The sequence below is a fragment of the Ochrobactrum sp. RH2CCR150 genome, assembly GCA_014138095.1.
GTDB lineage: Bacteria > Pseudomonadota > Alphaproteobacteria > Rhizobiales > Rhizobiaceae > Brucella > Brucella gambitense.
Map to the genome: position 1 here is coordinate 58,880 of JACGXE010000007.1, position 23,940 is coordinate 82,819.

Consider the following 23,940-nt stretch of genomic DNA (forward strand, 5'->3'; position numbering starts at 1 on the left):
ATCAAGACTTATGGATGCGTATCAGCTCAAACCAGCATGGCAAGGCAGCGCTTTTTCAGATCAGCCAATATGGACGCGCTGCGGTCGCGCGGACGCGGTAGTCCGACATCGAACACATCACGCACCCGACCGGGATTAGGCTCCATGATCAAAACCCGGTCAGCGAGATAAAGCGCTTCTTCCACATCATGCGTGACGATAATGATGGAGACCTTGTTCTTCTCCCAGATAGACAAAAGTTCATCTTGAAGACGCATCCGCAGGATGGAATCCAAGGCACCGAAAGGTTCATCCATAAGCAGAATATCGGGTTCCTGCGCCAGCGCTCTGGCTATCGCCGCGCGCTGCGCCATCCCGCCTGAAAGCTGCTTCGGATAGGCCTTCGCATAGTCGCTGAGACCAACGAGTACGAGGTAGTGCTGTACTCTTTCGCGCTTGGATGCGGGCGAAAGATCAGACTTGTCGAAAGCCAACTCGACATTGCCCTCGACAGTCAGCCATGGATACAAACGATGATCCTGAAAGACCATACCGATCTTTGTCGGTGATGTTTTGTCAGTGTCGCCACGCGTAATCGACCCGCGATAGTCACCATCCAGTCCGATAATCAGCCGCAGCAAAGTGGATTTTCCGCAGCCCGACGCACCGACAATGGATATGATCTCGTTGTGCCCGACCTGAAAATTGATATCCTTCAATACGGGTCGAGGTGCGCCATCGAGAATAAAGGACTTGCTGACATGTTCGATTGAAAGGGCGTTCATCAATTCTCTGAGCTCCAGGGCGATACAATCGATGTGACACGGCGGATGATGGATGCAAGCAAGACGCCGCCCGCTGCCAGGGTGAAGACGCCCACGATCACGATATCCATGCGGAATTGATCGCGTGCGCTGGCAATGTAGCTGCCCAATCCACGACCATTTCCAATGGCGTATTCCGCACCGACAGTTCCAATCCAGGCCGATAGCGCGGCAATCTGCAAACCAACATAGATGTTCGGAAGCGCCGACGGCAGGCAAAGGCGACGAATGCGGGTCCAGCGTCGCAAATTCAATGTGTCAGCGACTTCGATCAACGAGGACGGCACCTGCCGCACACCCTGCTCTGTTGCAAGAAAGAGCGGGAAAAATGTCGAGAGAGCGGTAAACACAAGTTTGGTGCCCTCACCGTTTCCAAACCATGCCGTCAGCAGTGGTATCCAGGCAAAGAGCGCAACCTGACGCACGGCATGAATGGACGGTGCAAATGCCAAACCGGCCCAGCGGTAACTTCCAACCACATAACCAAGTACGAGCCCGGCAATGCCGCCGATGCTACCACCGATAATGACGCGACCGATACTCGCCAAAAGCGCCGCCCACAGCTCGCGCCCTGAAGGGTCAAGGAAAGGCGCTTCCAACACCTGCAAGGGATGAACCGCCATAGGGCCAGTGATCAGACCCGCTGATACACCACCCCACCAAACGACAACCGCCGATAGTGGCACCATTGCGCCACGAGGAACCCGCAAAGAGAACCGTTCAGCCTTAGACATGACTACCCTTCCGCATCAGCGCCTCTGCACGCTTGAGGAGTAGGTCGAGTACGAAGCCGACGGCTCCCACAACGATCATGCCGACGATAACGATATCAAGCTGGAAGAGCGTGCGACCCCATACCATCATATAACCAAGGCCATCAGTACCGGCGAGCATTTCGACAACGATCAAGGAAACAAATGCCTGACTGAGCGAAAGCCGCACGCCACTGGCGATATAAGGAGCCATAGCCGGGATTGTCAGCTTGAAAAATCGGGTCCGCGCGCGAAGGCCAAGAATGTCTGCAACCTCGTTGAACCCTTTGGGAACGTTCCTCGCTCCTTCAGCCGTGCTGATCGCCATTGGCACAAAACAGGCTTTTGAAAGAATGATGATCTTCACGCTTTCTTCGATGCCAAATAGCAGGATCAGTATCGGTAGCCACCCCAGCGAGGGTACAGCGGCTAGCGCTCTGAAGCTTGGCCCAAGATAGGCTTCTGCAGTCTTAGATTTCCCGATCAGGAGACCGAAAGCGAAGCCGAGAGATGCTCCGATCAGAAAGCCCTCGGCAATGGGTTGGAAACTGACGACGGCGGCAGAGAATATGTCGCCGTCTGCCAGAAGATCCACAAATGTGCTGAAGACCCAATCCGGTCGTGGAAGTACCTGCGGCGAGATCCAGCCGTTGGCTGACGCAATCCACCAGAGAACCAGCAAGCAGACTGGGCCGGTCAAGGCCAGAACAGAGCTTGCGATGCGAGACTGCAACTTCGCCAGCCGCTCGCCTTTAAGTCTTTGGGAGACGCTAAAGTAGGCTCCAGCTTCGAACGTCGCCATCGGCTTCTCCGATCAGTTCAGGAGTTCGCCCGTCGCAGAGCGGTCAGGCCACAACGACTGCAAGTTCAGTGCTTTCACGGCATTGTCCACGTAGCTCCTATCGACCCAGGTATCGAGATCGATATCATGCCTGATGAGCTTCTGCTCCTTGTCGAAGTCGATACCGCTGCGATAACGGGCAGCAAAGAACCCATCGAGACGCGGATTGTATTTCTTGCCCAGTTCCCCGCCTTCATTGGATTTGCGGATAACCTCGATTGGCGATCCCGCCCGCGACCAGATACTGAATGCTTCTTCGCGGTTTTTATCATCCGACAGCCATTGCGCCGCTTTGACAAAACCCGTCACGACTTTCTGCGTTGCTTCCGGGTAGGCTTTACGGAACTTGTCCGTGACGAGGAATGCACCGAAGCCGTCGCCGGTCGCTCCCACAGCGGACGATTTGTAAAAGATCTTGGCCAGACCTTTATCCTCAAGCGGAAGCAGGAAATCGGCCCCGAATACCGCATCGACGCTTTTCGCAGCGATAGCTGCAAGCTGGTCTGCATTTTTCAGATCGACGATGGTGATATCTTTTTCGGAGAGGCCAGCATTCTTCAAAGCCGTAATCAGCGCCCAGTGAATGATGGTTGCCTTCTGGATGGCGACTTTTTTGCCCTTCAGGTCGGCGATGGACTTGATGTCGAGGTCCGGACGGGACGCGCCAAAGATCGTAGTACCACCATAGGAAGCCAGAATGACCGTATCGAGACCATTGGCCTTACCGATGATATTTGGAACCGCGCCATAGGATGCGAAGTCAAGCTGACCATTGGACAGCGCTTCGTTGATTGCTGGGCCTGTTCCGGTGAAGTAGGTGAACTCGATCTTGGTTGGTGTCCCCTTGAACTCGTCAGCGATAAAGCCCTTCGCATCCGCGATGGCCTGAAGGCCAACGCCAAACGGCGTCCCGAACCCGAAGCCCACATCACCGAAGCGAATAGTCGCCGGCGCATCCTCCGCAAACGATTGAGTTGCCGGGGCGGTCAAAACGCCTACAGCCAGCAGAAAGGTTGATAGAAAACGTCTCATTCATTTCTCCAGTCAGGGTATGATTTTGCCAGTCTCGAAGATCCGGTAACTCCAGTCGCCAGCCGTTCCGCGCGGCTTGGCGTTTTTCCATCCCATTTCACGACGGAAACTACCCATCACGCCTCGTACAATGAGTTCGCTCTCTGACGCGCCTTCAATCGTTTCCGAAAGAGGCGACACGTAGAGCGCGTCTGTCGGGCAAAAAAGCTCGCACAAGAAGCAGGTCTGGCAGTCGGACTGCCGGACAATGATGGGCGCACTATCGGGAACGGCATCGAACACATTGTCCGGGCAGGCCTCGACACAAAGATCGCATTTGATGCAGCGGTCTTCACTGACGATCTCAATCATGATGCTGCACTCACTCGATTTTCGGTTTGAAACGAAGCCCAGATGTTTTCGACACCACCGGAGTCGATTGGCTGCGCCATGGCGGGGTTTGTTTCGGGGAAATCTGTGCGCCGCTGCAAGCCACGGCTTTCCTTGCGCAACAGCGCGCTCTGGGTTGCCCAGCGGGCTGTTGCGATAAGCGCTTCGACTTCACGCACCTTGGTTGAGCGTTGCAATCGCCACGCCTCGTCCTGCCAAAGCGCGGCTAGTCTGGCAGACGTCTCGACTAGTCGATCATGGTTCCTGAAGAACCCGCCATCCAGCGGAAGAACCTGCTGTTTTACATCATCCAAAACCGCATCGACATCGCCAGTTGCCTGATCGGCCCGGTCGCTCAATTGCGCATTGGCGGAACGCACAGCCCGGTCGCGCCAGTTTGCACCGAGCGATTGCACAAACTTCGCCGCATCCTCGCCAGCCCAGGAACCTGTCGCCATCGCCCAGCTGGAGTTCGGTCCGCCACCGCCGCTTGAGGCTCCCGACATGCCTTGACGGGAGGCGGCATCACCGGCGGCAAACAGACCGGGGATCGTCGTCGTTGTACGTCCGTCTATCTTCAGGCCACCTGTGCCGCGAACCGTGCCTTCATGGCGAAGAGTGATGGGAAAACGTTGCGTGAATGGGTCAATGCCCATACGATCGAAGGGAACGAAAATGTTCGGCTGTCCCCGGCGAAAGCCCTCTTGCAGACGCGGCGGCGCTTTATCCAGCACCGCATAGACCGGGCCCTTGATGAGTTCCCGCGCGACGACGCTTTGGCGATCTCCAGTCGAGGAAAGCTCGTTGCCCTGCTCGTCACTGAACGTACCCCAGAAATACACCACGCCTTTCGTGACGCTTGAATAGGCAGGTGAAATGCCGAACTGAGCAGAAAATTCCATGCCCGAAAGAACTGCACCTGCTTCTGCAGCCATAAGATAGCCGTCGCCGGTGAGGTTGTTGGTACCGAGCGCACCGCTTCGAAAAGCACAACCACCCGTGGCAATTACAACGGCTCCGGAACGGATATGCAGCGTTTCACCAGATCGCCGATATCGCGCAATGGCACCCGCAATCACCCCATCGGACACGAGCAGTTCTTCTATCGGGCAATGGTCGATTATCTGAACACGCGCCTTGATGAGTTTCTGCCGCATAAACCGCAGATAGTCGGGCCCCCGCAGCATGCCGCGATAGGGTGTTCCATCTTCATAAGTTGGGAAGTCGTAGCCCCACTGGGCGAGCAAATCGAGGTTTTCGTAGGTCCGATCAAGCACGCGCTCGATGCGCTCCTGCTCGGCAAAACCTAGTCCCAGCCGCACCCTCTGTGAGACCGTCGCACTCCGTTCGGCAGTGCCGCGGCGCGTGTAAATCGTTGTGGTGTTCCCGGCTGCGGTAGCCCCACTTGTACCGACGTAACCCTTCTCGACAAGAACGACGCTTGCCCCCTTGGCAGCCGCATTCCAGGCAGCCCAGCAACCCGCTGGCCCTCCCCCGACAACAAGCACATCCGTTGATATTTCTATCGTATTTTTGGTCATGGTCTCTCGCATTCGCGAAAAACCTATAATTTATATAGAATTTATCAAGGAAGCTTCTATTAGCCGATCGAGCCGACTTAAAATAGTTTTCCATAATAACGAAACGCGCCGCAAACACTTAAATGTTTGCGGCGCGCAACTGAAATATTCAGGCAGTAGCTCGTGGTCGTATCGCGATACTGCCTCAGAGCATCATCCTGGGCATGCCATCGGGTCTCAGATAGCGCCGAAGCGCTGCAATGCGGAAGATGGCATTCACAGCGCCATAGCCCTTATAGCTGCGCCTCTGCACAACTTCGAAGAAGAAACCCTGATCGTCGGTTGGACTATAGAGCTGGAAATACTCGCCGGTTTCATCGCGATCATAGAGCACATTGGCGGCTTTGAGCTTATCCGTGAAATCCGGATCGAGGCCGAGCCTCGCTTCGAGATCATCATAGTAGTTGGGCGAAATCTCCAGCGTATGAAAGCCGTTGGCTTTCAGTGCTGCTGCCGTCTCAAATATATCGTCGGTGGCAAATGCCAGATGCTGAATACCGGAACCGAAGGTTTCTGCAATGAAACGGCCAGCCAATGTGCGGCGGTTCTCAGCACCATTAAGCGTAATCCGCAGCGATCCACTGTCATTCTCCACGACCTGACTGCGCACGACGCCGCCCGGATCGACAATATCAACCATAGGCGATTTCCGGGATTCCGTAAGCGACGTGTAGAACAGAAGCCAGGTCAAAAGCTCATCGAACTTCATCGTTTGGGCGACATGGTCGATATGGGTCAACCCCACCCCATGGAAGCCGCCAGCCTCTGCGACAGGTTCGAATTCTATATCGAAGATGCGGCCAAGATCGGTCTTTTCATCAAGGAAATAGATCAGGCCGCCGCCAACACCGCGTATCGCTGGCATGCCGATCTCGCCGGGGTCGAGCGGCTGTTCGAATGGCTCCGCTCCCAATGCAACTGCTCTTGCTTGCGCGGCTGCAGCATCATCGACGACAAGGCCCATGGCATAGGCCGTTGTGCCGTGAACTGCATAGGCCGAGCTTGCAAAGCCGCGTATATCGGTGTTGACGACCAGATTGATCTCACCTTGGCGATAGAGCGCCACATCCTTGGTTTTGTGCTCGCCCGCGAGCTGAAAGCCCAAGGCGCCCAGCACCGATGCAAGCCTATCGGCGCTATCGGCATGGGCCGTAAACTCGATGAAGCTGACGCGCTCCACTTTGGCTCTTGCAGGCATATCGGTCACAGTCAGCCGGTTTTCTGGTTCCACACGACGCACCTGATCGCCAAGATAAATCAACGAGCGACGGCCATCAGCCGCGATGGACGCGGGCAACCCACCGCGGAACTGATCGTTGAAAATCTCCAGCGAGAAATAGCCGTCATAGCCGGTCGCGGCCACGGCGCGCATGAAATCCAGAACCGGCAGGTCACCCTCACCCGGCATATTGCGATAGTGACGGCTCCAATAAAGGAGATCCATATCGATCAGTGGCGCGTCGGCCATCTGAACGATGAAGAGTTTTTCCTTGGGAATGGAGCGGATCGAATTCACGTCGATCTTGCGCGCCAGCGTATGAAAACTGTCGAGAATAAGACCAACATTGGGATGATCAGCGCGGCGTACGATCTCCCAGGCATCGCGATGATCGTTAATGTGGCGACCCCAGGCGAGCGCTTCGTAACCCACGCGCAAATTGCGGCGCGCTGCCCGCTCGCCAAGCTCGCGGAAGTCATCGGCTGCCCGATCAAGGCCGCCCATAGCAACCGGCGATATATTCGAGCACACAAGAACGAGATCCGTGCCAAGCTCCTGCATCAGATCGAACTTCCGCTCAGCTCGGTCGAAGGTCCGACTGCGCAATGGCTCCGGCATGCCTTCAAAATCGCGGAAAGGCTGAAACAGCGTGATCTCCAGCCCTAGGTCACGGGCCATGCGGCCAACCAGACGCGGGCTTTCATCGAAGGTGAGAAAGTCGTTCTCGAAAATCTCGACACCGTCAAAGCCAGCTTTGGCGATAGCTTCGAGTTTTTGCGGCAGATCACCACTGATCGAAACCGTTGCTATCGAAGTTTTCATGACGTTTTCTCCTACTTCCGGGTATTGGTACGCCCACATTCAACGCGTTGGGGCCAGCATCGTGGGTTGAAAGCGTGTTGTTTCAAAGTCGGGTTTTAAATTCGGCTCGTCCCCGAACGCCCGGTTTGAACGCCTGCACCTTGCCAGCAAGTGGTTCTGTCGTTCGCTCTTGAGGGCCAAGGGGCTCAATCGCCGAGGTGACAAACAGTGTATCGAGGGCTTCGCCACCAAAGCAGCAACAGGTCGGATGGCTGACTGGCAGTTCGATCACGCGGTCTATCGCGCCGTCCGGGTCAAAACGGATGAGTTTGCCTCCGGCATAGATCACGCTCCACATAAAGCCTTCTTCGTCAACGCAACTGCCATCCGGTCGTTCGGGCGCAGTCGTCGTTGCGAAAATCTGTGGTTCCCCAAGCCGGTTTTTCTCCGGATCGTAATCGCGTACCCAGATCGTATAGGCGCGGGTATCTGCAAAATACATACGCTTTCGATCTTCGTCGAATGCAAGACCGTTGGGGATGGCGAGATCGGCGACTTCTCGTAATATGCAATGATCCGGCTGTACCCGATAAAGCGCGCCCACAGGCACGTAATCCGCTTCGCGCAAGGTGCCTATCCAGAAATTGCCTGCCCAATCCGCACGCCCATCGTTCTTGCGATGCCCTGTGACACCGGGTTCAGGGTCGACAAGAAATGTTTGCGTTCCGCTCTGGGGATCAAAGGCGAACAGCCCATTGTCACACGCCAGGACGAGACCACCTTTTTCCCGCAAGGCAAGAGACCCAATGCGGCGCGCCTCAACCTGGTGCTGTTGAACACGCCCCGTTTTCGGGACATAGCTCATGAGCGCTGGTGTGAGCACATCGACCCACCAGAGGGTGCCAGTCTGCTCACACCAGATTGGACACTCCCCCAGACGATTAGCGGGAGCGTCGATGACGTCAAACTTTTGCGTCGTCATGCTCGACATGTCCGCCAAGGAACAGTTGCCCCACGCGCGGATCAGCAAGAAGCTTTGCGGCTTCATCATGCATGCGCGTCTGGCCAAGCTCAAGAACCAGGCCGTAATCCGACATGGCGAGAGCGGCTTTCGCGTTCTGCTCGACCATGAGAATGGTTACACCCTGATCACGCAAGCGAATGAGCGTCTGAAACACCTCCTGAACGAGATTGGGCGACAGACCGATGGACGGTTCGTCGATCAAAATGAGCTTCGGATCAAGCAGAAGAGCACGGGCGACCTCCAATTGCTTCTGCTGGCCGCCTGACAGTTCAATCGCTTTACGGTCCCGGAACTGCCGCAGCATTGGAAACTGATCCATGACCTGCTCGATGCGGGCGCGCACCTTGGCCGGATCAGGTGAGGTGATGCCCCCAAGCTCAAGGTTATGGTAGACGGAAAGTTGCGGCACCACATTGCGCCCTTGCGGCACATAGGTCGCGCCGTTGGCGATCATCTGACGCGGCGTATTGCGGGTGACGTCTTTTCCATCCAGCAGGATTTGTCCCGAGTGGATGTTCAAGAGACCGAAGATCGCCTTGAATACGGTTGACTTGCCCGCTCCATTCGGGCCGATCACAGTCGTAATCGAGCCCTTCGGAATGGAGAAAGACACACCGTTCAAAATGGTGATCTTTCCATAGCCACCGTGAAGGTCTTTGAGTTCAAGCATATGTCATCCTCCCAGATAAGCGTCGATAACCATCTGGTTTGCCCGGATTTCTTCGGGCTTGCCTTCAGCAATGATGCGGCCTTCCGCCAGCACGATAATGCGCGTGCAAAGGCTCATGACGAACTCCATATTGTGCTCGATGACCACAAAAGTCGTTCCATGTTCCGCATTATAGGCGATCAGACGATCCTTGAGATTGGCAAGCATTGTCAGATTGACGCCACCGGCCGGTTCATCGAGCAGAACAAGACTGGGGCCTGCCATGAACGCCATGGCAGCATCGACCAGCTTTTGCTGTCCGTAGGAGAGCGACCCCGCCAGTTCGTCGCGAAGATGATTGAGGCGGAAGAACGAAATCATCTGTTCCGCTTCTGCGGTCAATCCGGCATCGCCGGGACCGAAAAGCCGCGAGGCCATGGTTCCCTTGTGTTCCTGCCCGGCGAGGATGATGTTTTCGAGGACAGACATCTTCGGAAAGACTGAAAGCTGCTGGAAAGTTCGTCCGACGCCAAGCTTGTTGAGGTCGGATGACCGCATGCCGGAGACATTCTTGCCGTTCACCTGCACTTCACCACCATTGGGCTGAAGCTGGCCAAGAATGCAGTTGAACAGCGTCGACTTGCCCGAGCCGTTCGGCCCAATCAGTCCGAGTATCTCACCCTGATTGACGTCGAAGGACACATCGCGGACGGCGTGGATGCCGCCGAAACGCTTCTCGATATTGCGTACAGAAAGTACAGGACTGCTCATTTCAGCCGCGCTCCTTCGCTCATGTCACCGCGAACCTGACGCTTGGGCCAGAACTTTTCGCGGAACTTGCCCCACACTCCAATCAGACCCGATGGCACGAAGATCAGCATGACGATCACGAGTACCGAGTAGATGATCAGATAGTAGCCTTCGGTGAAGCGGAGCACTTCCGGCAGCAGGATGACAACCGCAGCACCAATGAAAGGGCCAAAGAAGAAGCCTGCGCCACCCACAACAACCATGAGCAGGATGCGGAGCGAATGGACGAGACCGAATGAACCCGGCTCGATAAACTGAACCAGCGGCGTGATCAGCGATCCGGCAAGCCCGCCATAAACGGAGCCGATGGCGAACGCCAGAAGCGTGATGCGACGTGTATCAACGCCAAGGCTTTCGGCGCGGATTGGGTTTTCCCGCAGAGCCTTGAAGGCGCGGCCCCATGGGGAACGCACGATGCCCCACATGATCAGCGCGGCGACAACAGTGATGCCAAGCGTAAAGTAATAGAATGGCAACTGCTTGGTGGTGGCGAACAGTCCGAGATGAGGACGCGGCATGCCGACGAGACCGTAATTGCCGCCAGTCAGCCACTCTTCGTTGCGCAACACCAGAAAGACCAGAGTATTGAAGGCAAGCGTCACAAAGGCAAGGAAATGCCCTTTGACGCGCAAAGCCGGATATCCAAGCACGAGGCCCACAAAGAAGCAGAGCACGAGGCCGACCGGCATTGCCAGAAACCAATGCCATCCGGCCAGTGTCAGCAGCGCTGTGGTATAGGCGCCAATCGCCATGAAAGACGCCTGCGCCAGCGAGATCTGGCCGGCGTAACCAAGCGTCAGGTTGAGGCCCATCGCTGCAATCGAGAAGATCAACCAGGATGTCAGCACGTAGGTGATGTAGTTGCCCTGCCCAATCGGTGCGAGCACCGACAATAGCAACAGGACAGCTATTGAAATATAGCGTTTGCTTGCAGTCATCACACAGCCCTCCCTTCGGAAGTGCCCATGATGCCCTGCGGGCGGACAAGGATGATCACAATCAGCAGGACCAGTGGCAAGGCGGCGCGATATTGCGCGGTTACATAAGCCGCCGTCAGATTATCAAGAACGCCGATCAGCAATCCGCCGACAAGCGCACCACGGATCTGGTTGAACCCGCCGACAATCGCCGCAATGAAAGCAATCAGACCAAGCGTTTCACCGTTGGAGAACTTTGCGAGATAGACAGGGCTGATCAGATAGGACGCCAAAGCGGCCAGAGCAGCATTGATCAGAAATGTATAGAGGATCATGCGCTTGACATTGACGCCAAGAATTTCCGCAACAGCAGGATTTTGCGCTGTTGCCTGCATGCAGCGACCCGTGCGGGTGCGATTGAGGAACAGCGTTAGCAGAACGACGATACCGAGCGACAGCGCCAGATTGAGAATGTCACGCAATGAGAGAACCGCGCCGAAAAACTCGATTGGATCGTTCGGGAACATCGATGGGAACGGCTGTGCTTCAGCGGAATAGAACTCTTTCACGCTTTCTTTGAGCAAGATGCCCAAGACCATCGTCGCGATGATCAGTGTGATGCCTCCATGAGGCAGGATTGGTTCAACGATCAGCTTCTTGAACAATAGCCCAAGCACGATCAACGAAACCACAAGCCCGATAAGCAGAGCGGGCCAGAACGAAATGCCGAAGATGGTCATTGCCGCCAGAACGAAGAAGGCCGGCAGCATCACGAATTCACCTTGCGCGAAGTTCACGGTCTGGGCTGCTTGCCAAACCAGCGTGAAACCGATCGCAACAAGTGCGTAAATGGAGCCGGTCGCAAGACCGGATAATAAAACCTGTAGAAACTGGGACATGACTTTACCCGTCTGAGGCGGCAGCCAGACCGCCGCCTCTGCTGAAAGGATTGATCAGTTTGCCGGAACAGTACCAATAACCGTCGGCACACCGTCCTTCACCTGAACCATGAAGCTTGGGCGAGACATTTCTCCGCGGTCATCCCAGCAGGTGTCGAGAAGCACTTTCGGATAGTCAGCCGCCTTCAGGCAAAGACCATGCATCTTTTCAGCAAATGCTTCACCATCGAGCTTGCCCACCATGTCGGTGACATATTTGGTGGTCCAGACACCGACATAACCCTTCAACGCATCATGCGTCGGCTTGCGCTTGTAGGCTTCCTCGAACTTCTTCGCGAATTCGCCAATACCAGGCACGTCGGTTGCAGCAGCCGTAATGCCAACATGGGCAATAGCGCCATCGGCTGCACCGCCTGCAAGTTCAACCACCTTGGCTTCCGTCAGCGTTACTTCGCCAACGAGGGGCATCTTCAGCCCCTGCTTCTTGGCTTCGATCAGGAAACGTGCAGATTCTTCCTGGTTCATATAGACGAAAATCGCTTCAGGATTAGCTTGCTTGAGCTTGGCAACGTCGGCTGCATAGTCGGTTTGCGCCTGCTCAGAGGCGACATCGGCGATAATTTCGATCCCGGCCTTCTTCATTTCCTCAACGAACACGTCATGACCGCCCTTGCCGAACTCGTTGTTCAGCCAGGCCACGCCAACCTTTTTCGCCTTCAGCGTATCGGTGAAGTAAGACGTCAGCGCCGGAACGCCCTTTTGAGCACCGGTCGAGGTGCGGAACACGAACGGATTGCCTTTTTCGACAATGCTCGGCGATTCCGAACCGACGAACTGTGGAATGCTGTTCTGCTGTGCAACCAGCATGTTGACCATCGTCGAGCCGGAATAGATCGTGCCGAGAATGGCGTATGCGCCGTCGTCGATAGCCTTCTGCACAAGCGCGCGCGAAACTTGCGGGTCGGTCTGGGTGTCATATTCACCCAGTTCGACCTTCTTGCCCAGAATGCCGCCTCCGGCATTCACTTCATCGATGGCGATCTTGATACCGTCACGCCAGTTCGTACCAGACGGTGCGCCCGGGCCGGAAAGCTCGACAACCATGCCGAGTTTGACCACGTCTTCTGCGTGCGCTGCGCCGAAAGTCGCGAAAGCCGCCGCCGAAAGCGCCAGAAGTTTCTTACGATAATGCATTTTAGTTCCTCCCCTTAAAGTCATAGAGATCGAGATATAGAGATAAGCCTACCCTTTTTCGGGTGTCGGCAACGGCGCGCAACTTGCATGGTGCCCGTCGAGACCGGTCAGAAAATCCGCCAGGACCTCCGCCTGCGCATCGAACATTCCAGCACCAATCATCGTCTGACAGCCCCGTTTTCTAGCTTCCTCGATAAATGGCGATACGTGCGGTTTAGTGATCACGCAAGCAGCAAACTGCTCTGACCGCAACTTTGTTACGTTTACGGGATATGGATCATTCAATTTCATACCCATCGGCGTAGCATTTGCAATCAGATCGAACCCGAAAGGGTCGTCGCTCCCAGCGGCAACCTTACCCGGATAACGTGCACTGAGTTTGCCGATTACAGAATCACGCTTGTCACCATCGACATCGTGAATGGCAAGGCGCGCTGCTCCTCGCTTCAGCATTTCCAGCGCAATGGCTGTTCCGGCACCGCCGCATCCGACGAGAAGGACGCTTTTCCCTTGCACATCGTACCCTTCCCGTTCGATGCCATCGAGAAAACCGATGCCGTCAGTATTATCGCCGTACCACCCATTTCCAGTGCGCCGAACAACATTGACCGCCTGAATGAAGGTGGCATTGTCCGTCAGTCCGGCACATAGCTCATAGGCCTGCTGTTTGTGCGGTATCGTCACCAGCAAACCGCCGATATTGTCCACCACGCTCAATGTGGCGAAAACAACTGGCAGATTGGATGGCGCAACATGAAGCGGAACGACAATTGCATTCTCACTGCGCTCGCGGAACAATTCCGTCATGACTTCGGGCGAACGCACCTGCTCAATCGGATCTCCAACCACAGGAAACAGACGCGTTGCCCCATTTGGAGACGGCCTCTTGTCCTGCAAAGATTGAGCATTATAGCCATACGCCATTAATTCACTGATCCTAGCCTGCCTGCTCGCATTCGAGCGCTCCCGGGATCAGATTAGCGAATGGAAGAGATAATATCGCCTACCAAATGAATAGGATTCCATAACATCATGTTAACTGGCGACAAGTCAGCCTTTTTGGCTGAATGAGCTGACCGCGTTCATTTCCTTGCGCAAGACATCGATGAAGTGTTCTGCATAGACGGAAAGCGGTAGGTCGTTACGGTACGCAATATAGGTATGAAAGGCGCTCTCGGCGTCGATTGGAATGCTCTTGAGACCTCGCACCACGCCATGTGCGACCGTAAACTCATCGATTATCGCTATACCCAATCCGGCGGCGACCAGACTGCAAACGGTCGTTCCGAAACGGGCTTTGATATTCATGCGATAGTCGAGACCCGCATTCGTAAACATCGCCGCCATAATCGCGCCGTAAGGGTCTTTCGGATTGATGCCGATCAGCGGATGTTCCGACATTTCCTGCGGTGTTATTTTGTCACGCGACGCCAGCGGGCTTGTTTCCGGTACGATGCAAAGCAATCGGCCTTTCGCCAGCGGTTCAAATTCGATCAGCGGATGATCGAAACGCGATGAGATCGCGACAATTTCACCGCGGCCAAGAAGAAGATAGTCAACCGCTTCTTCAATCTTGAGAATATTGAGGTCGAGATGAACATCGCTGTAACGCTCGCGCAGTTTTGCGACCGCACGCGGCACCATCACATTCGCGATGCTTGGCACGGATGCAACGCAAAGTTCCTGCGCTTTGCCCCTGCTCAGATCCGCGACGGCTGATTGCAGATCATCGATTTTCCGATGCACCGTATCCAGAAGATCGAAGATGTTGCGCGCTTGTGATGTTGGAACATAACGCCCGCCACGACGGTCGAAGAGCCGGATACCGAGGGAATCTTCCGAATATTTCATGAGCCTGCTGATGCCCGGCGCAGAGACATTCAGTAGCTTGGCCGCACCGGCAATCGTCCCGGTCACCATGATTGCCCGGATCACTTCGATTTGTCGCAATGTCAGCATTTGTTTCCCGCCTGAATGCACGTCTGCAAAAGGCATATTCAACAAATGCTGATTAAATTGCCACAACTTCCGAAAAAGGTCGCAAGATGATGTTGGAATCCGAGCCTACAAGCTGACCCATGACATGCAGAACCGCGCGATTAAGGCATGTTCTTCATCATTTCCGGGCTCATCGGCATCATGTTCTCGTTGAGATGATGCATAACCCAAAGCGAGCCAGCCAAGGCGATACCAACGATGATGAGCGTAAAGATCAGCGCCATCAGCGTCCAGCCACCCTCCGACCGTGGACTCATATGCAAGAAATAGATCATGTGAACCACGATCTGGACAGCCCCGATCCCCATAACAAGCATCGCTGTCAACTGTTTGCTGGCAAAGACGTCGCCCATTACCAGCCAAAATGGAATGGCCGTCAGAATAACCGACAGGACAAAGCCTGTCATATATCCGCCAAAGGTTGCGTGGACTTCATCCGCGCCCGACCCATGGTGGTCATGATGCCCCGATTGGGCTCCGTGGTGCTCGCCTTGTACGCTCATCCCAGAACTCCCAACAAATATACGAAGGAGAACACGCCGATCCATATCACGTCGAGGAAATGCCAGAACATTGAGAGGCACATCAGACGCCTGCGATTTTCGACGATCAGTCCATGACGCATGACCTGCGACATCAGCGTGATCAGCCAAATAATGCCGAATGTAACGTGCAGCCCATGGGTGCCGACAAGCGTGAAGAACGACGATAGGAATGCCGAACGACCCGGCCCTGCGCCTTCACGGATAAGATGGCTGAACTCGTAGATTTCGATTGCAAGGAACAGTGCGCCGAAAACCCCGGTGATGCCCAACCAGAACAGCGTAGCCGTCTTGTCATTGCGCTGCATCTGCAGCATGGCAAAACCATATGTGATCGACGACAGCAGCAGCATCGCCGTATTAATCGCAACAAGGCTGAGATCAAACAGGTCGGCTGGTGACGGTCCAGCTGCATAATTGCGACCGAGCACACCATAGGTGGCAAAGAGAACAGCAAAAATCAGGCAATCGCTCATGAGATAGAGCCAGAAGCCCAGCATGGTGCTGTTTTCCGGATGATGGTCTTCCGTCAGATAAAACTGCGGCTTCTCGGCTTGGTCCAGATGTGTCTCTGTCATAATTCAGCCTATCCAGCGAGAAGTTTCGAACGCGCATCTTCAGTCGCCGCCACGGTTTCAGCGGGAATGTAGAAATCACGTTTATAGTTGAACGTATGGCCGATGGCGGTGATCAGCAAAGCGACGAAAGATACGATTGCGAGCCACCAGATATGCCAGATGAGAGCGAAAGCAAGAACGACGCTGAACCCTGCAAGTATGACGCCCGCACCCGTATTACGCGGCATATGGATGGGTCGATAGCCGGTGAGCGGGCGTTCATAACCACGGTTTTTCATGTCATACCAACTGTCGTGATCGTGCACGACTGGCGTGAAAGCGAAGTTATATTCCGGCGGTGGGGAAGAGGTTGACCATTCAAGCGTTCGCCCACCCCATGGATCGCCTGTCAGGTCACGCAACTGTTCCCGTCTCAGAAAGCTGACCACGAGCTGAATAACGAAGGATGCGATACCGAGCGCGATAAGAACCGCGCCAAAAGCGGCAATGACAAACCATATTTGCAGCGAAGGATCTTCAAACTGACTGAGGCGGCGCGTGACGCCTTTGAGACCAAGCACATAAAGCGGCATGAAGGCAAAGAAGAAGCCGATCTGCCAGAACCAGAAGCTCATCTTGCCCCAGAACGGATCGAGCTTGTAGCCGAAAGCTTTCGGCCACCAGTAGACCAGCCCCGCCATCAGGCCAAAGACAACGCCGCCAATGATCACATTATGGAAATGCGCGATGAGAAAGAGCGAGTTATGCAGCACAAAATCAGCAGGCGGAATGGCAAGCATAACACCAGTCATGCCGCCGATCACAAATGTCACCATGAAGCCAATGGTCCACAGCATCGGCACTTCATAGCGGATTCTCCCGCGATACATCGTGAAGAGCCAGTTGAACATCTTCGCGCCCGTGGGGATGGAGATGATCATTGTGGTGATGCCGAAGAACGCATTGACCGACGCGCCGGACCCCATGGTGAAGAAGTGATGGAGCCAGACGATATAGGACAGGATCATGATGACGCAGGTCGCATAGACCATCGACGCGTATCCGAACAGGCGCTTACCGCAAAATGTTGCCACCACTTCCGAGAAAATACCAAAGGCTGGCAGAACAAGAATGTAAACTTCTGGATGCCCCCAAATCCAAATGAGGTTGATATACATCATCGGATTGCCACCAAGATCATTGGTGAAGAAATTCGTCCCCACATAACGATCCAGCGATAGCAGCGCGAGCGTTGCGGTCAGAATCGGGAATGTCGCGACAATGAGTACGTTGGTGCACAAAGACGTCCAGGTAAACACAGGCATCTTCATGAACGACATGCCCGGCGCACGCATCTTGACGATCGTAGCGATCAGATTGATGCCGGATAGTGTCGTGCCGACGCCTGCCACCTGCAAGCCCCATATGTAATAATCAACCCCGACGTCAGGACTGTAGTCAATGCCAGACAAGGGTGGATAAGCCAGCCAGCCTGTGCGAGCGAATTCCCCCACAAACAGTGACATCATGATTATGATCGCACCGCCGGTTGTCATCCAGAACGAAAAATTGTTGAGAAACGGAAATGACACGTCGCGCGCGCCGATCTGAAGCGGCACCACATAGTTCATCAGACCAGTTACGAACGGCATGGCCATGAAGAAAATCATGATCACGCCATGAGCTGTAAATATCTGATCATAGTGATGAGGAGGCAGATAGCCTTCATATCCGTTGAAGGCGAGCGCTTGCTGGATACGCATCATGATAGCATCCGCAAAACCACGCAAAAGCATGATCAGCGCGAGAACGACATACATGATGCCGATCTTCTTGTGGTCTACACTGGTGAACCATTCATTCCAGAGATAGCCCCATAACTTGAAATAGGTGATCAACCCCACGACGGCGATACCTCCTATTGCGACCACTATGAAGGTCAGCAGGAGGATCGGTTCATGATATGGTATCGCCTCAAGAGTGAGACGCCCGAAAATCATACTCGTAGGACTGTTACCGCCAATCATGATAGAACATTCCCGAAGTTATATTCACGCGATCATCGCGTTTTCATTGTTGGACCTGTGTATTCACCTGAACTCTACGTTGAAGTCGCACTAACCTGTATCACGCAATCGACGTGAACCGACTTCAGGGCATGTTGTGCATATTGTGCATGTCATGACCCTGCTCCTGATTGGTATTAGGAGTGGTTTGAACATCCGTCGCCGCGGGTTGAGCTTCCTCATTGCTATAACGATTGTCGTGTTGGAGCTTGGCCTTATTCTCCCGGCTATCGACACCTGCACCGCCCATCCGGTCAATATGCATCATATCGCTCATGCACATCTGGCCCGGTCGAACGCACATATTGAGTATGGCTTCGAAGAGCCCGTCATCAACTGCGCCGAAATACCGAACGGGGTCCTTGATACTCGGCTTTTCGAGCTTCAGATATGTGTCCCGGTTCAGAGCCGTGCCGTTCTGCTTCACCTGATTTATCCAGTTGTTAAAACCTGAATCATCAAGACCGTGAAACTGAAAGCGCATATGTGAAAAGCCTTCACCGCTGTAATTCGATGAGAAGCCTTCATATTCGCCGGCCTTGTTGATGACAGCATGCAGCCGGGTCTGCATTCCGGGCATCGCGTAAATCATGCCTGCAAGTGCCGGGATATAAAAGGAATTCATGACAGATGAGGCCGTGATCTTGAAGTTAATTGGCCTGTCAACTGGAGCCGCCATCTCGTTGACGGTGGCTATTCCATAGTCCGGATAGAAGAACAGCCATTTCCAATCAAGAGCTACGACCTCAACCGTCAGCGGCTTGATACCAGCCTCAACCGGTCGCGCGCCATCAATTCTATCTAGGGGGCGGTATGGATCGAGCTTGTGCGTATTGACCCATGTAATCGCGCCCAATGCGATGATGATGAGCAGCGGCGCTGTCCAGATAACCACCTCCAGCGCAGTCGAATGATGCCATTCGGGATCATATTTGGCCGCGCTATTGGACTGCCTGTATCGCCAGGCAAAGAAGAGCGTGAGGAAAATAACCGGCACAATGATAATCAGCATAAGGATCGTCGATATGACGATGAGGTCCCTCTGCTGTGCGGCAATGTCACCTGATGGCGACATGACGACCATATTGCACCCGGCCAGCCCCACTAGAAGTGAAGCTAGGATCGTATTTCGTATGAAACTAAAGAATGCGTCCATGTTAAACCCGACCTACATTCTGTTCCTTTAATCATGATAAGGCACAATCGCGTTTCGGGAAGACCCATTTTTCAGTTTGTGAAAATTTCGCGGCAAAGCAGCTTTTAGGCAACTATATATGCTTTTTTTTTGCCCTGTTCCTTGATATCGTGCGCTGGTGCGACATCATAAAGCACATGATACGTTTCCCTCGGAGAGTTTCATGAGTTCGTCCGCCACGCCGACATCATCAGGTCTTGAACAAGACGCACGACGCATCCACAGTGACGGAAAGCCCCTGTCTCCGGGCAACGTCGCCATCGGTGTTGTGATTGGCCGTACGTCGGAATTCTTTGATTTTTTCGTCTACGGACTCGGGTCCATTCTCGTTTTCCCGAAGCTCATATTCCCCTTTGCACCCGATCCGGTGACGGCGACATTAATGTCGTTTGCGGTTTTCTCGCTCGCATTCATTGCGCGCCCCGTGGGTTCTTTCATCTTCATGTGGATCGACCGGCAGTACGGGCGAGGAACGAAACTTACGCTTGCCCTCGTCATCCTCGGCGGCTCAACCGCATCCATCGCATTCCTGCCCGGCTTTGAGACGATCGGATATTGGGGCGTATTCCTGCTCGCTCTGTTCAGACTTGGACAGGGCTTCGCGCTCGGTGGCGCATGGGATGGCCTGGCTTCACTGCTCAGTTTGAGTGCGCCCCAGAACAAAAGGGGCTGGTATGCAATGATCCCGCAGTTGGGGGCACCCATTGGCTTTGCACTTGCCAGCGTTCTTTTCGCCTACTTCGTGCATAATCTCAGCGAAGCAGACTTCCTTGCCTGGGGCTGGCGCTATCCTTTCTTTGTGGCATTCGCGATCAATGTTGTTGCGCTATTTGCCCGTCTTCGCATCGTCGCAAGCAGTGAGTTCGGCGCCGCGATGGAAGCACAGGAATTGCAGCCACGGCCGGTATTTGAGATGTTGAGCAAGCACAGCACTGACGTCTTGCTCGGCGCATTTGTTCCGCTGGCAAGTTTCGCCATGTTCCATCTTGTGACAATCTTTCCACTCAGCTGGGTTGTCCTTTCCGGCACGCAGCCTGCCGAACGCTTCCTCTGGGTGCAGGTAGCAGGTGCTGCGATTGGAGTTGTCGGTATCATCCTGTCGGGGTTTGTCGCAGATCGCATCGGACGGCGCAGTGAATTGATGGTTGGCGCCATCATCATCGCCATATTCAGTTTCTCCGCCCCCTTCCTGCTTGATGCAGGCAGCGCCGGACAAGATGCTTATATTCTGATCGGCTTTGGTGTGCTGGGACTGACATTCGGCCAATCTTCGGGCGCTGTCTCTTCCCGTTTCACGCAGTATTATCGCTATACCGGCGCGGCTTTGACATCGGATCTTGCCTGGCTCGTTGGCGCGGCTTTTGCCCCGCTCGTCGCCCTTGGTCTTGCGACCAGCCTCGGCATTATCTTCATCGGCGGATATCTGATATCCGGCGCAATCTGCACACTAGCCGCGTTGAGCCTGTCGCGCGTGCTCGATCACAACTGAGCAAATATTTATCGGCAAGCCAAGCCGTCTCGGCTTGCCGGGTGTCGTGCGTGCCTTACGCCAGCGGCTTATAGGCGATCACATCCATTTCTACCTTGGCGTCAATCATCAACGGTGACTGCACTGTGGAACGCGCTGGCGGATAGTCGATAAAATGTTTTTGAAACACTGCGTTGAAGCTGGAGAAATCGCGCGCGTCATCCAGCCAGACATTCACTTTGACCACATCAGCCAATGTGCAATCAGCAAGGGCCAGCACATCCTTGATGTTGGTAATGACCTGTTCGGTCTGTGCAACGATATTGCCCGTTACCACTTCCCCATTGACTGTGGGAACCTGTCCGGAGACATAGACAAAATCGCCCGCACGAACCGCTTTAGCAAAGGGTCGGCGTTGGCCACCAGCCTGATTATCAGCGGTTTCGTAACGGATCAGCTTTTCATTACTCATGTCTAAGCTCCTTATTCAATTCGTGTTTTCGCCTGATGACAGTCATGGTCGTATCACTCACGCGGCGGTTAGGCGCTCGCCCCATTCAGCAAAATCCTGCACCAGATGACCGGGTGAGACTTCGATATAGCTGCGTTTGGGGGGTACGTAGTCGAGCGGTCGCAACGGGCTCTTTATTTCCTCGCCAAGCTCTGGGCGCACCAGTCCACGCGATGATGGATCAGGAACCGGCACGGCGGCTATGAGGCGGCGCGTATATGGGTGCTGAGGATTTCCAAAAATCGCCTCGCGAGGCCCGATTTCAACGATCTCACCGAGATACATGACAGCAACGCGATGACTGATCCGCTCCACCACGGCCATGTCGTGGCTGATGAACAGGTAGGCAAGATCGTTTTCCTCTTGCAAATCGAGCAGAAGATTGGCCACCTGCGCCTTGACTGAAACGTCGAGCGCCGAAACAGCCTCATCCGCAACAATCAGCTTTGGCTTCAGCGCCAGGGCGCGTGCGATGGAAATTCTCTGCCTTTGGCCACCTGAGAACTCATGCGGAAAGCGCTCTGCAACTGAAGCCGATAGCCCGACCTGCTCCAGCAGTTCCGCAACGCGCTGTTTCGCCTCGCGCGTTCCCATCATCTTGTGGGCCAGAATTGGCTCTGCAATCGCTGCACCAATGCGAATACGGGGATTAAGCGAAGCAAATGGATCCTGAAAAATCATCTGCGCGCTGCGCCGCATTTCGCGCAACTGCGAAGCACCCAGTTTGGTCACATCCTGACCGTCGATGACGATATTGCCGGATGTCGGCTGGAGCAGACGCATGATCGTTCGGCCCGTAGTCGATTTGCCGCAACCGGATTCTCCAACCAATGCTAGCGTCTCGCCGGGACGAAGATCGAACGAAACATCTTCAACAGCATGAATGCGACCGTTCGGGAGATCAAAACGCACGACAATATTGGACGCCTGAAGAAGCGGCTTTCGCTCTTCAGACACGGGTTTTGTCTGCGCGCCCTCCGTGGCGTTTCCAGTCTTTGGGTCGACCGACGGGAACCGCTTTGGCGCGGTCGCATCCCCCATCGTCCCCAGGCGCGGAATGGAAGCAAGAAGGGATTTGGTATAGATTTCTTTCGGTGCAGCGAAGAGGTCTTCCGTGTGACCGGTCTCGACCATATCGCCACGGAACATAACCACAGTCCGGTCCGCAACCTCGGCAACCACACCCATGTCATGCGTGATGAAAAGAACAGCCATGTTCTCTTCCTGCTGTAACTCGCGAATGAGATGAAGGATTTCCGCCTGAATTGTCACATCCAGTGCAGTCGTTGGCTCGTCGGCGATCAGAAGCCTGGGGCGACAGGCGAGCGCCATCGCAATCATCACGCGCTGACGCATACCGCCGGAGAACTTATGCGGATATTCTTTCAGGCGGGACCGGGCGGCTGGAATGCGGACACGCTCCATGAGACGAACAGCCTCATCTTCGGCCTGCTTCCAGCTCAATTTTTGATGAAGCACCAAAGCTTCGGCCAATTGATTGCCGATCGTGAAAACCGGATTGAGCGAAGTCATCGGCTCCTGAAAAATCATCCCGATGGACCCACCGCGTACCGAACGCATTTCGGCTTCGGACACTTGCAGAAGATCGCGACCATCGAGCAAAATCTGGCCTTCCGACTTTGATTTTGCAGGCGGCAGCAACCGCATGGTGGAAAGCGCGGTGACGCTCTTGCCAGAGCCGCTCTCGCCAACAATTGCAACTGTCTCGCCGGCGTTCACATGGAAACTGATGTTGCGGATAACGGGCCGCCAACCCTCTGCCGTTTTGAACGAAGTGGTCAGGTTTTTAAGCGACAGAACGGGGTGAGTATCATTGCTACGCTCTTCAAACATGATCAGCTTTCCTTCGCGAGACGCGGATCCACCAGATCACGCAGGCCGTCGCCGACAAGTTGCAGCGAAAGGACGGAAAAGACGATGGCAAGGCCGGGAAAAAGCATAAGCCAGGGCGCGTTGTTCATATATTCGCGTCCCGATGCCAACATGGTTCCCCAGGTCGGCATGTCGGCCGAAACGCCAACCCCCAGGAACGACAGGCTTGCCTCTGCCAGCATTGCTGAAGCGAAAACGAATGTCGCCTGAACGAGAATGGGTGACGCCAGATTGAGCAGCACGTGGCGCAACAATATCTGCCAGGTGGGAAGTCCCAGCGAAATTGCAGCCTCGATATAGGGCATCTCGCGGATCACCAGTGTAGAGCCGCGCACGATACGCGCCAGACGTGGCGCATAGGTAATCCCAAGCGCAATGATGACGGTCATCAGCGACGGACCGAGCGCCGCGACGAGCGCAATGGCGAGCAGAATATCCGGGAAGGACATCATCGCGTCGAGCAGTCTGGAGATAGGCGTATCCAGCTTGCGAAAATACCCGGCTGTAACACCCAGAATGACACCCAGAACGGTGGAAATCACAACGACGCCAAGGCTGACGAGCAGCGAAATACGCCCTGCATAAATGGCTCGCGAGAAGATATCGCGCCCGAATTCGTCGGTGCCGAAGAGATGCGACCATGACGGCCCGTGCAACTTGTTGACGATCGACAGTTTATTGGGCGCATAAGGCGCGATCCACGGCGCGAGAATGGCTGCCAACACCACGACAAGCAAAATGAGTGACCCGAGCAGGATTGCACGGTTGCCAAACAGACGCCGCAAGCCTGATGCAAAGGGCATGGAAAGAGAAGCGAGCG

The 23,940-nt window shown here is 54.7% G+C and carries 23 protein-coding genes; 1 reads left to right on the forward strand and 22 read right to left on the reverse strand.

Going from position 1 to position 23,940, the window contains the following annotated elements; all coding sequences use genetic code 11:
* Positions 1-26: 26 nt before the first annotated feature.
* The 19 genes from FHW03_RS15550 to cyoA all read right to left on the reverse strand — a co-directional run bounded on the left by FHW03_RS15550 (position 27) and on the right by cyoA (position 19,209).
* Positions 27-764: an ABC transporter ATP-binding protein gene (locus FHW03_RS15550; protein ID WP_182521454.1), complete on the reverse strand. Its 738-nt coding sequence runs from the start codon at positions 762-764 to the stop codon at positions 27-29.
* Positions 764-1,537: an ABC transporter permease gene (locus tag FHW03_RS15555; protein WP_377514967.1), complete on the reverse strand. Its 774-nt coding sequence runs from the start codon at positions 1,535-1,537 to the stop codon at positions 764-766. Before FHW03_RS15555 ends, FHW03_RS15550 begins: the two co-directional genes overlap by 1 nt.
* The gene (locus FHW03_RS15560) at positions 1,530-2,357 is read right to left on the reverse strand and encodes an ABC transporter permease (protein ID WP_182521455.1); all 828 of its coding nucleotides are present in this window, start codon (positions 2,355-2,357) and stop codon (positions 1,530-1,532) included. The genes FHW03_RS15555 and FHW03_RS15560 overlap by 8 nt, the downstream gene beginning before the upstream one ends.
* 12 nt (positions 2,358-2,369) lie before the next feature.
* Positions 2,370-3,428 (reverse strand): ABC transporter substrate-binding protein, encoded by a 1,059-nt coding sequence (locus tag FHW03_RS15565; protein WP_182521456.1) that lies wholly within the window; start codon positions 3,426-3,428, stop codon positions 2,370-2,372.
* Positions 3,429-3,440: 12 nt separating this feature from the next.
* A complete protein-coding gene (locus FHW03_RS15570; RefSeq protein ID WP_182521457.1) occupies positions 3,441-3,779 on the reverse strand; it encodes a ferredoxin family protein in 339 nt (112 codons plus the stop codon).
* Positions 3,776-5,338 carry an FAD-dependent oxidoreductase gene (locus FHW03_RS15575; RefSeq protein WP_182521458.1) on the reverse strand — a complete coding sequence of 521 codons (1,563 nt, stop codon included), beginning with the start codon at positions 5,336-5,338 and terminating at the stop codon, positions 3,776-3,778. Before FHW03_RS15575 ends, FHW03_RS15570 begins: the two co-directional genes overlap by 4 nt.
* 184 nt (positions 5,339-5,522) lie before the next feature.
* Positions 5,523-7,418: a sugar phosphate isomerase/epimerase and 4-hydroxyphenylpyruvate domain-containing protein gene (locus FHW03_RS15580; protein WP_182521459.1), complete on the reverse strand. Its 1,896-nt coding sequence runs from the start codon at positions 7,416-7,418 to the stop codon at positions 5,523-5,525.
* Between the two features lie 82 nt (positions 7,419-7,500).
* A complete protein-coding gene (locus FHW03_RS15585) occupies positions 7,501-8,379 on the reverse strand; it encodes an SMP-30/gluconolactonase/LRE family protein (protein WP_182521460.1) in 879 nt (292 codons plus the stop codon).
* On the reverse strand, positions 8,360-9,091 hold the full coding sequence (locus FHW03_RS15590) for an ABC transporter ATP-binding protein (protein WP_182521461.1): 732 nt from the start codon (positions 9,089-9,091) through the stop codon (positions 8,360-8,362). Before FHW03_RS15590 ends, FHW03_RS15585 begins: the two co-directional genes overlap by 20 nt.
* A 3-nt stretch (positions 9,092-9,094) precedes the next feature.
* Positions 9,095-9,841, reverse strand: coding sequence for an ABC transporter ATP-binding protein (locus tag FHW03_RS15595; protein WP_182521462.1), 747 nt, complete (start codon positions 9,839-9,841; stop codon positions 9,095-9,097).
* Complete coding sequence (locus FHW03_RS15600; protein ID WP_182521463.1) at positions 9,838-10,818, reverse strand: branched-chain amino acid ABC transporter permease; 981 nt, start codon at positions 10,816-10,818, stop codon at positions 9,838-9,840. The genes FHW03_RS15595 and FHW03_RS15600 overlap by 4 nt, the downstream gene beginning before the upstream one ends.
* Positions 10,818-11,696 (reverse strand): branched-chain amino acid ABC transporter permease, encoded by an 879-nt coding sequence (locus tag FHW03_RS15605; RefSeq protein WP_182521464.1) that lies wholly within the window; start codon positions 11,694-11,696, stop codon positions 10,818-10,820. The genes FHW03_RS15600 and FHW03_RS15605 overlap by 1 nt, the downstream gene beginning before the upstream one ends.
* A 54-nt stretch (positions 11,697-11,750) precedes the next feature.
* Complete coding sequence (locus FHW03_RS15610; RefSeq protein ID WP_182521465.1) at positions 11,751-12,890, reverse strand: ABC transporter substrate-binding protein; 1,140 nt, start codon at positions 12,888-12,890, stop codon at positions 11,751-11,753.
* 48 nt (positions 12,891-12,938) lie between these two features.
* Positions 12,939-13,814, reverse strand: coding sequence for a shikimate dehydrogenase (locus FHW03_RS15615; RefSeq protein WP_182521466.1), 876 nt, complete (start codon positions 13,812-13,814; stop codon positions 12,939-12,941).
* A 126-nt stretch (positions 13,815-13,940) separates the two neighbouring features.
* A complete protein-coding gene (locus FHW03_RS15620; RefSeq protein ID WP_182521467.1) occupies positions 13,941-14,849 on the reverse strand; it encodes a LysR family transcriptional regulator in 909 nt (302 codons plus the stop codon).
* A gap of 140 nt (positions 14,850-14,989) precedes the next feature.
* On the reverse strand, positions 14,990-15,391 hold the full coding sequence (gene cyoD / locus FHW03_RS15625; protein WP_182521468.1) for a cytochrome o ubiquinol oxidase subunit IV: 402 nt from the start codon (positions 15,389-15,391) through the stop codon (positions 14,990-14,992).
* The gene (gene cyoC / locus FHW03_RS15630; RefSeq protein ID WP_182521469.1) at positions 15,388-16,008 is read right to left on the reverse strand and encodes a cytochrome o ubiquinol oxidase subunit III; all 621 of its coding nucleotides are present in this window, start codon (positions 16,006-16,008) and stop codon (positions 15,388-15,390) included. Before cyoC ends, cyoD begins: the two co-directional genes overlap by 4 nt.
* 8 nt (positions 16,009-16,016) lie before the next feature.
* Positions 16,017-18,014 carry a cytochrome o ubiquinol oxidase subunit I gene (gene cyoB / locus FHW03_RS15635; RefSeq protein WP_182521470.1) on the reverse strand — a complete coding sequence of 666 codons (1,998 nt, stop codon included), beginning with the start codon at positions 18,012-18,014 and terminating at the stop codon, positions 16,017-16,019.
* 124 nt (positions 18,015-18,138) lie between these two features.
* The gene (gene cyoA / locus FHW03_RS15640; protein ID WP_182521471.1) at positions 18,139-19,209 is read right to left on the reverse strand and encodes a ubiquinol oxidase subunit II; all 1,071 of its coding nucleotides are present in this window, start codon (positions 19,207-19,209) and stop codon (positions 18,139-18,141) included.
* 202 nt (positions 19,210-19,411) lie between these two features.
* Here cyoA and FHW03_RS15645 point away from each other — a divergent pair, with 202 nt between their 5' ends.
* On the forward strand, positions 19,412-20,737 hold the full coding sequence (locus FHW03_RS15645) for an MFS transporter (RefSeq protein WP_182521472.1): 1,326 nt from the start codon (positions 19,412-19,414) through the stop codon (positions 20,735-20,737).
* 55 nt (positions 20,738-20,792) lie between these two features.
* Here FHW03_RS15645 and FHW03_RS15650 read toward each other — a convergent pair whose 3' ends face one another.
* Genes FHW03_RS15650 through FHW03_RS15660 form a run of 3 tightly spaced genes read right to left on the reverse strand, consistent with a single transcriptional unit; the run spans position 20,793 to position 23,923 of the window.
* On the reverse strand, positions 20,793-21,188 hold the full coding sequence (locus tag FHW03_RS15650) for a RidA family protein (protein WP_182521473.1): 396 nt from the start codon (positions 21,186-21,188) through the stop codon (positions 20,793-20,795).
* A 57-nt stretch (positions 21,189-21,245) separates the two neighbouring features.
* Positions 21,246-23,081 carry an ABC transporter ATP-binding protein gene (locus FHW03_RS15655; RefSeq protein WP_182521474.1) on the reverse strand — a complete coding sequence of 612 codons (1,836 nt, stop codon included), beginning with the start codon at positions 23,079-23,081 and terminating at the stop codon, positions 21,246-21,248.
* Positions 23,082-23,083: 2 nt separating this feature from the next.
* A complete protein-coding gene (locus FHW03_RS15660; protein WP_182521608.1) occupies positions 23,084-23,923 on the reverse strand; it encodes an ABC transporter permease in 840 nt (279 codons plus the stop codon).
* Positions 23,924-23,940 lie beyond the last annotated feature (17 nt).